The sequence below is a fragment of the Microcella sp. genome (genome assembly GCF_030645145.1).
Lineage (GTDB): Bacteria > Actinomycetota > Actinomycetes > Actinomycetales > Microbacteriaceae > Microcella.
In genome coordinates this window covers 1-8534 of the sequence record NZ_JAUSMI010000067.1, presented here as the reverse complement: position 1 = coordinate 8534, position 8534 = coordinate 1, and the positions used below count along the sequence as shown (strand labels likewise).

The following is an 8534-nucleotide window of genomic DNA, read 5'->3' as shown; positions in this document are numbered from 1 at the left end:
GCTCCGGGCGGCGGTTTCAGCGGACCTCGCCCCGGTGGCGGCGGTCGCGGTCGCGGCCCCGGCGGCGGCACGGCCGGCGCGTTCGGCCGCGGTGGCGGCAAGAGCAAGGCGCGCAAGTCGAAGCGGACGAAGCGGCAAGAGTTCGAGATGCGGGAGGCCCCGTCGGTCGGCGGCGTCAGCGTTCCCCGCGGCGACGGCAAGACGGTCGTCCGCCTGCGCCAGGGCGCCTCGATCACCGACTTCGCCGACAAGCTCGAGACGATCAGCGGCATGAACTGCCCTCCGGGCAACCTCGTGACCGTGCTGTTCCACCTCGGTGAGATGGCGACGGCGACCGAGTCGCTCGACGGCGCGACCTTCGAGGTCCTCGGCGCCGAGCTCGGCTGGCGCATCGAGATCGTCTCGCCCGAGGACGAGGACAAGGAGCTCCTCGAGGGCTTCGACATCGACCTCGACGAGGTCGACGACGAGGAGGACCTCGTCATCCGCCCGCCCGTCGTGACCGTCATGGGCCACGTCGACCACGGAAAGACCAAGCTGCTCGACGCGATCCGCGAGGCGAACGTCGTCGCGGGCGAGGCCGGCGGCATCACGCAGCACATCGGTGCGTACCAGGTCTGGACGGAGCACGAGGAGATCGAGCGCGCGATCACCTTCATCGACACCCCGGGTCACGAGGCGTTCACCGCCATGCGCGCCCGTGGTGCGCAGGTGACCGACGTCGCGATCCTCGTGGTCGCGGCCGACGACGGCATCATGCCGCAGACGGTCGAGGCGCTCAACCACGCCCAGGCCGCCGGCGTGCCGATCGTCGTCGCGGTCAACAAGGTCGATAAGGACGGGGCCAACCCCGCCAAGGTCCGCCAGCAGCTCACCGAGTTCGGCCTCGTCGCCGAGGAGTACGGCGGCGACACGATGTTCGTCGACGTCTCGGCGCTGCAGAAGAAGGGCATCACCGAGCTCCTCGACGCCGTCCTCTTGACGGCGGACGCCGGGCTCGACCTGCGCGCCAACCCGGCCCGCGACGCCCGCGGCGTCGCGATCGAGGCTCGCCTCGACAAGGGTCGCGGCTCGGTGGCCACGGTGCTCATCCAGGCGGGAACGCTGCGCGTCGGCGACCCGATCGTCGCCGGCACGGCCTACGGCCGCGTGCGCGCGATGACGGACGAGAACGGCGAGAAGGTCGAGGAGGCCCACCCGTCGCGTCCCGTCCAGGTGCAGGGTCTGTCGAGCGTTCCGCGCGCCGGCGACACCTTCATCGTCACGGACGACGACCGCACGGCCCGTCAGATCGCCGAGAAGCGCGAGGCCGCCGAGCGCAACGCGTCGCTCGCGAAGGCGCGCAAGCGCATCAGCCTCGAGGACTTCACGAAGGCCCTGGAGGACGGCAAGGTCGAGTCGCTCAACCTCATCATCAAGGGTGACGTGTCGGGTGCCGTCGAGGCGCTCGAGGAGTCGCTCATGAAGATCGAGGTGGACGACAGCGTGCAGCTGCGCATCATCCACCGCGGTGTGGGTGCCGTCACCGAGAGCGACGTCAACCTCGCGACGATCGACAACGCGATCATCGTGGGCTTCAACGTGCGCCCCGACACGAAGGCGCGCGAGCGCGCTCAGCGCGAGGGCGTCGACATCCGCTTCTACTCGGTGATCTACGCCGCGCTGGAGGAGATCGAGAGCTCGCTCAAGGGCATGCTCAAGCCGGAGTTCGAAGAAGTCCAGTCGGGCGTCGCCGAGATCCGCGAGATCTTCCGCTCGTCGAAGTTCGGCAACATCGCCGGTGTCATCGTCCGCTCCGGCACGATCACGCGCAACGCCAAGGCGCGCGTCATCCGTGACGGCGTCGTGGTCGGCGACAACCTCGCGATCGAGTCGCTGCGACGGTTCAAGGACGACGTCACCGAGGTCCGCACGGACTTCGAGGCCGGTATCGGCCTGGGCAAGTTCAACGACATCCAGATCGGCGACGAGATCGAGACGATCGAGATGAAGGAGAAGCCGCGCGTCTGATGACGCCGGCCACGGGCCCCCGCCTCCTCACGAGGCGGGGGCCCGTCCCACTACCCGCACCACCAGCAAGGGGAAGAAGTCATGGGTGAGAGCCCCCGCGTCCGCAAGGTCGCCGATCGCATTCACGAGGTCATCGCCAAGCGGCTCGAGCGCGGCATCCGCGACCCCCGCATGGGCTTCGCGACCATCACGGCCGTGCAGGTGACGGGCGACCTCCAGCACGCGAGCGTGTTCTACACCGTCTACGGCACCGACGAGGAGCGCGCTGACACCGCCGCGGCCCTCAAGGCGGCGACGGGGATGCTCCGCACGGAGGTCGGGCGCAACCTGAACACCCGGCTCACGCCGTCGCTCGAGTTCATCCTCGACGGGGTCCCCGAGAACGCCGCCGCCATCGAGGCGCTGCTGCGCGAGGCGCGCGAGCGGGATGCCCGGACCGAGGCCGAGGCGGCCGCCGCCGAGTACGCCGGCGACCCCGACCCCTACGTCAAGCCGCGCGAGTTCGATGAGGACGCGGACGACGACGAGGACGACGACCTCGACGAGGAGCCCGCGGCGCGCTGAGCCGGCCTACTCGGGGATCTCGAGCGCGTTGCCGCCGAGCACGAGCGAGGTGACCATCACCACGAGCGAGCCGCCGACGATGAGCGCGCCCATGATGCCGAGCACGCCCAGGAGCGCGCCCTCGAGCTTGCCGATCCTCTCCGTCGACTCGGACGGGCGGGGGTTGCCGGGCAGCGTCATCGCGGACTCCTCGTGCGGTGCGGCCCTCGAGCGCGAGGGCGGGGTGGTCGGGGGAGCGGCGAGCCGCTCACGAGCATCCTGATCATTGTCGCTGATGATCGCCTGCGCGACGCGCCCGGCGCGGGTCAGGCCGCGGTCGTCGCGTGCTCGTCGGCCGAGTCCGGCAGGCGCCGCATGCGCAGGAGCGGCGAGAGGACGACGAAGCCCGAGCCGAGCAGCATGCCGACGAGCGCGATCTGCAGCGTCGTCGCGATGCCGAGCTGCGCGGCGAGGACGCCCGAGAGGACTCCCGCGATCGGCATGACGCCCCACACGACGAACCGGATCGACGCGTTCATGCGCCCGAGCAGCGGCAGCGGGCAGATGCGCTGCCGGAAGCTCACCTGCGCGATGTTGTAGACGAGCACGGCGATCGCGCTGAGCGCCTGCCCGAGCATGAGCAGCGGGATCGCCGCGGCCGGCAGGAGCGGCATGAGGACGATCGGGATGAGCCCGACGACGCCGAGGAGCGCGGCGACGGGGATGATCGTGCCCTCGCCGACGATCGCGCTCAGCCGCGCGGCGACGATCGCGCCGACGATGCCGCCGATCGCGCCGACCGCGGTGGCGATGCCGAAGATCTCGGGGCCGAGGCCGAGGTCGCGCAGCACGAGCAGCGGCAGCATCGTGAGCCCGATCGTGGCGAAGAAGTTGGTCGAGGCGGTGCAGAGCGTGATCGCCCGCAGCAGCCTGTTGCCGAACACGAAGCGCAGACCCTCGGCGATCTCGATGCGCAGCGGCCGGCGGTCCTCCTTGGCGCGGGCGACCTCGTCGTCGCGCACGGTCGCGAGCATGACGAACGAGCCGAGGTAGGTCGCGGCGGTCGCGACGAGCAGCACGGGCGCCTGCACGATCGTGAGCAGCAGGCCGCCGAGCGCGGGGCCGCCGACGCCCGCGAGCTGGGCGGTCGACTCGAGCTTGCCGTTCGCGTCGGCGATGCGGTCGCGCGGCACGAGCACGGGGATGTAGCTCTGGTACGCGATGTCGAAGAACACCGTCGCGACGCCGACCACGACGGCGAAGAGGATGAGGTGCCAGACCTCGAGAACGCCCGCCCACCACAGCAGGGGCACGGCGGCGAAGGCGAGCACGCGCACGGCGTTCGCGCGCATCATGATGGGGCGCTTGCGGGCGCGGTCGATCCACGCGCCGGCGGGGAGGCCCACGACGAGGAACGCGAGGGTGCCGGCCGCGCCGAGCAGGCCGACCTCGACCTCATCGGCGCCGAGGAGCACGATCGCGAGCACGGGCATCGCGAGGAACCCGAGCTCGCTGCCGAGCTGCGCACCCGCTTCGCCGCCCCAGAAGCGCAGGAAGTTCGGGCGGCGCCACAGCGTCGGCCCCGCGTCACGCGCGGCGGGAGGAGCGGGAGTGGTCGCAGGGGTGTCGGTGCTCACGGCGGTCAGTCTGCCGTTACTGATTGAGAAGTGTCAATCACTTCTTCCCGCGCGCCCGCCGACCGGCTACCGTGGTCGGCATGACGAGCGAGGATGCCCGCGAGCGCGCCGCGAGGCGCGCCCTGTCGTCGCCGCTGCGGCTCCGCATCCTCCGCTACTGCCTGTACGAGTCCCACTCGAACCGCGAGATCGCCGTCCAGTTCGGGCTCAACCCGGGCACGAGCCTGCACCACGTGCGCACGCTCGTCGACTCGGGCTTCCTCGCCGCCGAGGAGGGGCGCCCCGGGCGGCGCGGCAGCGTGGAGATCCCGTACCGCGCGACCGGCAAGTCGTGGGACTCGCCCACCGACGGCGGGGGCGATCTGCTCATCCGGACGTTCCTCGAGGAGATCGAGGGGCGCGACCTCGACGAGCTGTTCATGGTGCGCATGGGGTTCAAGCTGCGCCCCGAGCGGCAGGAGGAGCTCCAGCGGCGGCTCGTCGACCTCGTGCTCGAGTTCCACGGCTCGCCCGACGACGACGGCGAGCTGTCGAGCCTGTTCATCGCCGGGCATCCGGAGGAGCTGCCGGAGGAGGGGCGGGAGCCGGCGTCGCGGCCCGAGCGCCGTCAGGAGCCGGGGAGCCCGTAGCCCGACTCGCGCGAGCCGGTCGCGAGGCCGTCGGCGAGCAGGCCGGCCAGCGCGCGCTCGCGCTGCACGGCATCCGCCCACACGCCGTCGATGATCTCGGCCGGCACCGGGCCGTCCGCGTGGCGCAGCTCGCGCATGATGAGACCGCGCACCTGCCGGTCGCTGCCCTCGAAGCGGGCCTGCCGCGGCGCGCGCGGGCCGTCGTAGTCGGGGTATCCGGCGGCGCGCCAGGCGCACAGCGCGGCGAGGGGGCACGCGTCGCAGCGGGGCGTGCGGGCGACGCACACGACCTGGCCGAGCTCCATGAGTCCGGCGTTCATGAGGCGGGCATCCGCCGCGTCGTCGGGGAGGAGGGCCTCCATGTCGGCGAGATCCGCGCGGGTGCGGGCCGGGCCCGCCGCCCCGCGACCGTGGACGGCGCGAGCGATGACGCGGCGCGTGTTGACGTCGACGACGGGCGCCCTGACTCCGAACGCGAAGCTCGCGACCGCGCGCGCGGTGTAGTCGCCGATGCCGGGGAGGGCGAGCAGGGCATCCAAGTCGGAGGGGACCTCGCCGCCGTGGCGCTCGCTGATCGCGACGGCCGCAGCGTGCAGGTTGAGGGCGCGGCGGGGGTAGCCGAGGCGATCCCACGCGCGCACCGCCTCGGCGGGGGAGTCGCTCGCGAGGGCGTCGGGCGACGGCCAGCGGGCGAGCCACTGCTCGAGCCGCGGGATCACGCGCGTGACCGGGGTCTGCTGCAGCATGATCTCGCTCACGAGCACGCCCCACGGCGAGAATCCCGGCGCGCGCCACGGCAGCGGGCGGGCGGTCGCGAGGAACCACGGGATGACGCGCGCGCTGGGGGAGGACTCGGCGGCCGTCACGGGGCAAGCCTAGGCTGGCGCGATGGACGACTCCCGCCATGCCCTGCTGGAGCAGCTCTCCGATGATCTGCTCGCCGCCCACCCGCGCGGTCGCGCGCTCGTCGCGATCGACGGCGTCGACGGCGCGGGCAAGACGACCTTCGCCGACGCGTGGGCGGGCGTTCTCCGGGCCCGCGGCGTGCACGTGCTGCGCGCGACGGTCGACGACTTCCTGCGGCCGAAGGTCGAACGGTACGCGCGGGGCCGCGACTCGGCGGAGGGGTACTACCGCGACTCGATCGACGTCGCCGCGCTCCGGGCGGCGCTCGTGGAGCCCTTCCGGTCGGGGGCGGACTCGGTCGCGCTCGGCGTGTTCGACCACGAGCACGACGCTCCCCTCGAGGTGCGCGAGCGGAGCATCCCCGCCGATGCCGTTCTTCTGATCGACGGCATCTTCCTGCACCAGCCCGAGCTGCGCGGCCTCTGGAACCGGTCGATCTGGCTCGACGTGCCGCCCGAGGTGCGCGATGCGCGGCTCATCGCGCGCGACGGAGAGGGCACCCTCGCGCCGAGGTACAGCGAGGGGCAGTACCTGTACCAGAAGGAGGCGAACCCGCGTCGAGCGGCGACGATCGTGATCGACAACAGCGATGCCGCGCACCCGCGCCAGGTCTTCGACGACTTCTGCTGAGGTTCAGCCTCGCCGCCTAGCGTGAGCGCATGCGCGTACTCGTCACCGGAGCGACCGGCTATATCGGCGGGCGTCTCGTGCCCCGACTGCTCGAGGCGGGCCACGACGTCCGCCTCTTCGTGCGCGACCCCGAGCGGCTGCGAGACGTGCCGTGGGGCGACGAGGTCGAGGTCGCGACGGGCGACCTGCAGCGCGCGAGCGACGTGCGCGCGGCTGCGCAGGGCATCGACGTCCTCTACTACCTCGTGCACTCGATGGCGAGCTCGGGCGACTTCGAGGAGACCGAGAAGCGCATCGCGCGCACCGTCGCGACCGAAGCGAAAGCGGCGGGCGTCTCGCGCATCGTCTACCTCGGCGGCCTTCACCCCGACGGCCCCCTCTCGCGCCACCTGCGCAGCCGCAAGGAGGTCGGCAACATCCTGCTCGCGAGCGGCGTGCCGACGATCGCGCTGCAGGCGGGCGTCGTCATCGGGTCGGGCTCGGCGAGCTTCGAGATGATCCGCCACCTGACCGAGGTGCTGCCGTACATGCCGGCGCCGAAGTGGGTGCGCAACTTCATCCAGCCGATCGCCGTGCGCGACGTGCTGCACTACCTGATCGAGTCGGCGACGCTCCCGACGAGCGTCAACCGCGCCTTCGACATCGGCGGGCCCGACGTGCTGCGCTACGGCCAGATGATGAACGGCTACGCGGTCGAGGCGGGCCTCAAGCAGCGGCCGATCGCGAGCCTCCCGGTGCTCACGCCGTACCTCGCGAGCCAGTGGGTCAACCTCGTCACGCCCATCCCGCGCGCGCTCGCCGTGCCGATCATCTCGAGCCTGCAGTACGACGCCGTCATGCGCGAGCACGACATCGACGCCGTCATCCCGCCGCCGCCCGGGGGTCTCACCGGCTACCGGCTCGCGGTGCGGTACGCGCTCGCGAAGATGCGCGAGGGCGAGGTCGAGACGAGCTGGCGCAATGCCGCCGTCCAGGGCGCCCCGAGCGACCTGCTGCCGAGCGACCCCGACTGGAGCGGCCACACCGTCTACACCGACCTCCGCGAGCTCGACACGCCGGCGCCGCCCGAGGCGCTGTGGGAGGTCGTCGAGGGCATCGGCGGCGACAACGGCTGGTACTCGCTGCCGGTCGCGTGGGCCGCCCGCGGCTGGCTCGACAAGCTCGTCGGAGGAGTGGGCCTGCGCCGCGGGCGCCGCGACCCGCACCGCCTCGCGCCGGGTGACGCGCTCGACTTCTGGCGCGTCGAGCAGATCGACCGGGGCCGCTTCCTGCGCCTCCGCGCCGAGATGAAGGTGCCGGGGCGCGCGTGGCTCGAATTCACGATCCTGCCCCGCTCGGGCGGTGGCTCGACGCTCCGCCAGCGGGCGATCTTCTTCCCGTCGGGCCTCGGCGGGCGCCTGTACTGGTTCGCGATCGCGCCGTTCCACGACGTGATCTTCGCGGGCATGGCATCCTCGATGGCGAAGACCGCCGTCTCGGGCCGCCCGGTTCGTCGCTGACGCGATCGCGAGGGGGGCTCGCCGTGCGACAGGTGACGATTACGGGGGCGGATGCTCCGCGCACGCGCCCCGTCGTCCTCGTCGCCCTCGCCCTCCTGGTCGGGCTGCTCGGCTCGCTGATCTCGGCGCCGCAGGCCGCCCGCGCCGACGAGAGCGGGGTGATCTTCTCGCTGCTGAACCAGGCGCGCAACGGCGAGGGCCGCTCCTCGCTCGAGCGGATGGCCGCGCTCGACGCCGTCGCACTCGAGTGGGCGAAGGCGATGGCGGCGTCGGGCACGCTGTCGCACAACCAGTCGCTGAGCAGTCAGATCCCCGGCGGATGGAGTTTCATCGGCGAGAACGTCGCGCGCGGCTACCCGAGCGGGTCGGCCATGCACGAGGGCTGGTGGAACTCCTCCGGCCATCGCGCCAACATGCTCGGCGACTTCACCGACGTCGGCATCGCCTTCCTCTCCGCGGGCGGCTCGACGTGGGGCGTCCAGGTGTTCGCGCGGTACGGCGCGTCGCTGCCGCCGTACTCGGCGCCCGCACCGGCCCCTGCTCAGCCCGCCCCGGCCCCTGCTCCGGCGCAGCCCGCGCCGGCGCCCGCGCAGCCCGCGCCCGCGGCCGCGGCATCGCCCGACCCGCAGCCGAGCGTCATCGACCCCGAGCCCTCGCGGGCGCCCACCCTCCTGCCGTCG

The 8534-nt window shown here is 72.4% G+C and carries 9 protein-coding genes; 6 read left to right on the top strand and 3 right to left on the bottom strand.

Annotated features, from left to right (window positions below; genetic code table 11):
- Together infB and rbfA are read left to right on the top strand one after the other, a co-directional pair.
- Positions 1 to 2010 (top strand): translation initiation factor IF-2 (gene infB / locus Q7T15_RS04000; RefSeq protein WP_304693511.1); only part of this gene is annotated, 2010 nt, incomplete at its 5' end.
- Positions 2011 to 2091: 81 nt separating this feature from the next.
- Complete coding sequence (rbfA, locus tag Q7T15_RS03995) at positions 2092 to 2574, top strand: 30S ribosome-binding factor RbfA (RefSeq protein ID WP_304693509.1); 483 nt, start codon at positions 2092 to 2094, stop codon at positions 2572 to 2574.
- A gap of 6 nt (positions 2575 to 2580) precedes the next feature.
- Here the strand turns inward: rbfA and Q7T15_RS03990 are convergent, their stop codons facing one another.
- Both Q7T15_RS03990 and Q7T15_RS03985 read right to left on the bottom strand, forming a co-directional pair.
- Positions 2581 to 2754, bottom strand: a complete 174-nt coding sequence (locus Q7T15_RS03990) for a hypothetical protein (RefSeq protein ID WP_304693507.1) — start codon at positions 2752 to 2754, stop codon at positions 2581 to 2583.
- A 125-nt stretch (positions 2755 to 2879) separates the two neighbouring features.
- Entirely contained in the window at positions 2880 to 4190 is a 1311-nt protein-coding gene (locus Q7T15_RS03985; protein ID WP_304693505.1) for an MFS transporter, read from the bottom strand.
- An 80-nt stretch (positions 4191 to 4270) separates the two neighbouring features.
- On the opposite strand from Q7T15_RS03985, the gene Q7T15_RS03980 reads away from it, so the two are divergent.
- Positions 4271 to 4819, top strand: a complete 549-nt coding sequence (locus Q7T15_RS03980) for a transcriptional regulator (protein ID WP_304693503.1) — start codon at positions 4271 to 4273, stop codon at positions 4817 to 4819.
- Here the strand turns inward: Q7T15_RS03980 and Q7T15_RS03975 are convergent.
- On the bottom strand, positions 4798 to 5685 hold the full coding sequence (locus Q7T15_RS03975) for an A/G-specific adenine glycosylase (RefSeq protein WP_304693501.1): 888 nt from the start codon (positions 5683 to 5685) through the stop codon (positions 4798 to 4800). The genes Q7T15_RS03980 and Q7T15_RS03975 overlap by 22 nt on opposite strands.
- A 22-nt stretch (positions 5686 to 5707) precedes the next feature.
- On the opposite strand from Q7T15_RS03975, the gene Q7T15_RS03970 reads away from it, so the two are divergent.
- The 3 genes from Q7T15_RS03970 to Q7T15_RS03960 all read left to right on the top strand — a co-directional run.
- The gene (locus Q7T15_RS03970) at positions 5708 to 6355 is read left to right on the top strand and encodes a uridine kinase (protein ID WP_304693499.1); all 648 of its coding nucleotides are present in this window, start codon (positions 5708 to 5710) and stop codon (positions 6353 to 6355) included.
- 29 nt (positions 6356 to 6384) lie between these two features.
- The gene (locus Q7T15_RS03965) at positions 6385 to 7854 is read left to right on the top strand and encodes an SDR family oxidoreductase (RefSeq protein ID WP_304693497.1); all 1470 of its coding nucleotides are present in this window, start codon (positions 6385 to 6387) and stop codon (positions 7852 to 7854) included.
- A gap of 32 nt (positions 7855 to 7886) precedes the next feature.
- A partial coding sequence (locus Q7T15_RS03960) for a CAP domain-containing protein (RefSeq protein WP_304693495.1) occupies positions 7887 to 8534 on the top strand: 648 nt, incomplete at its 3' end.

Excerpts from the sequence above, each read along its gene's own strand:
- rbfA (WP_304693509.1), top strand. The coding sequence starts at position 2,092 with ATGGGTGAGAGCCCCCGCGTCCGCAAGGTCGCCGATCGCATTCACGAG.
- Q7T15_RS03970 (WP_304693499.1), top strand. The coding sequence starts at position 5,708 with ATGGACGACTCCCGCCATGCCCTGCTGGAGCAGCTCTCCGATGATCTG.
- Q7T15_RS03965 (WP_304693497.1), top strand. The coding sequence starts at position 6,385 with ATGCGCGTACTCGTCACCGGAGCGACCGGCTATATCGGCGGGCGTCTC.
- Q7T15_RS03990 (WP_304693507.1), bottom strand. The coding sequence starts at position 2,754 with ATGACGCTGCCCGGCAACCCCCGCCCGTCCGAGTCGACGGAGAGGATC.
- Q7T15_RS03980 (WP_304693503.1), top strand. The coding sequence starts at position 4,271 with ATGACGAGCGAGGATGCCCGCGAGCGCGCCGCGAGGCGCGCCCTGTCG.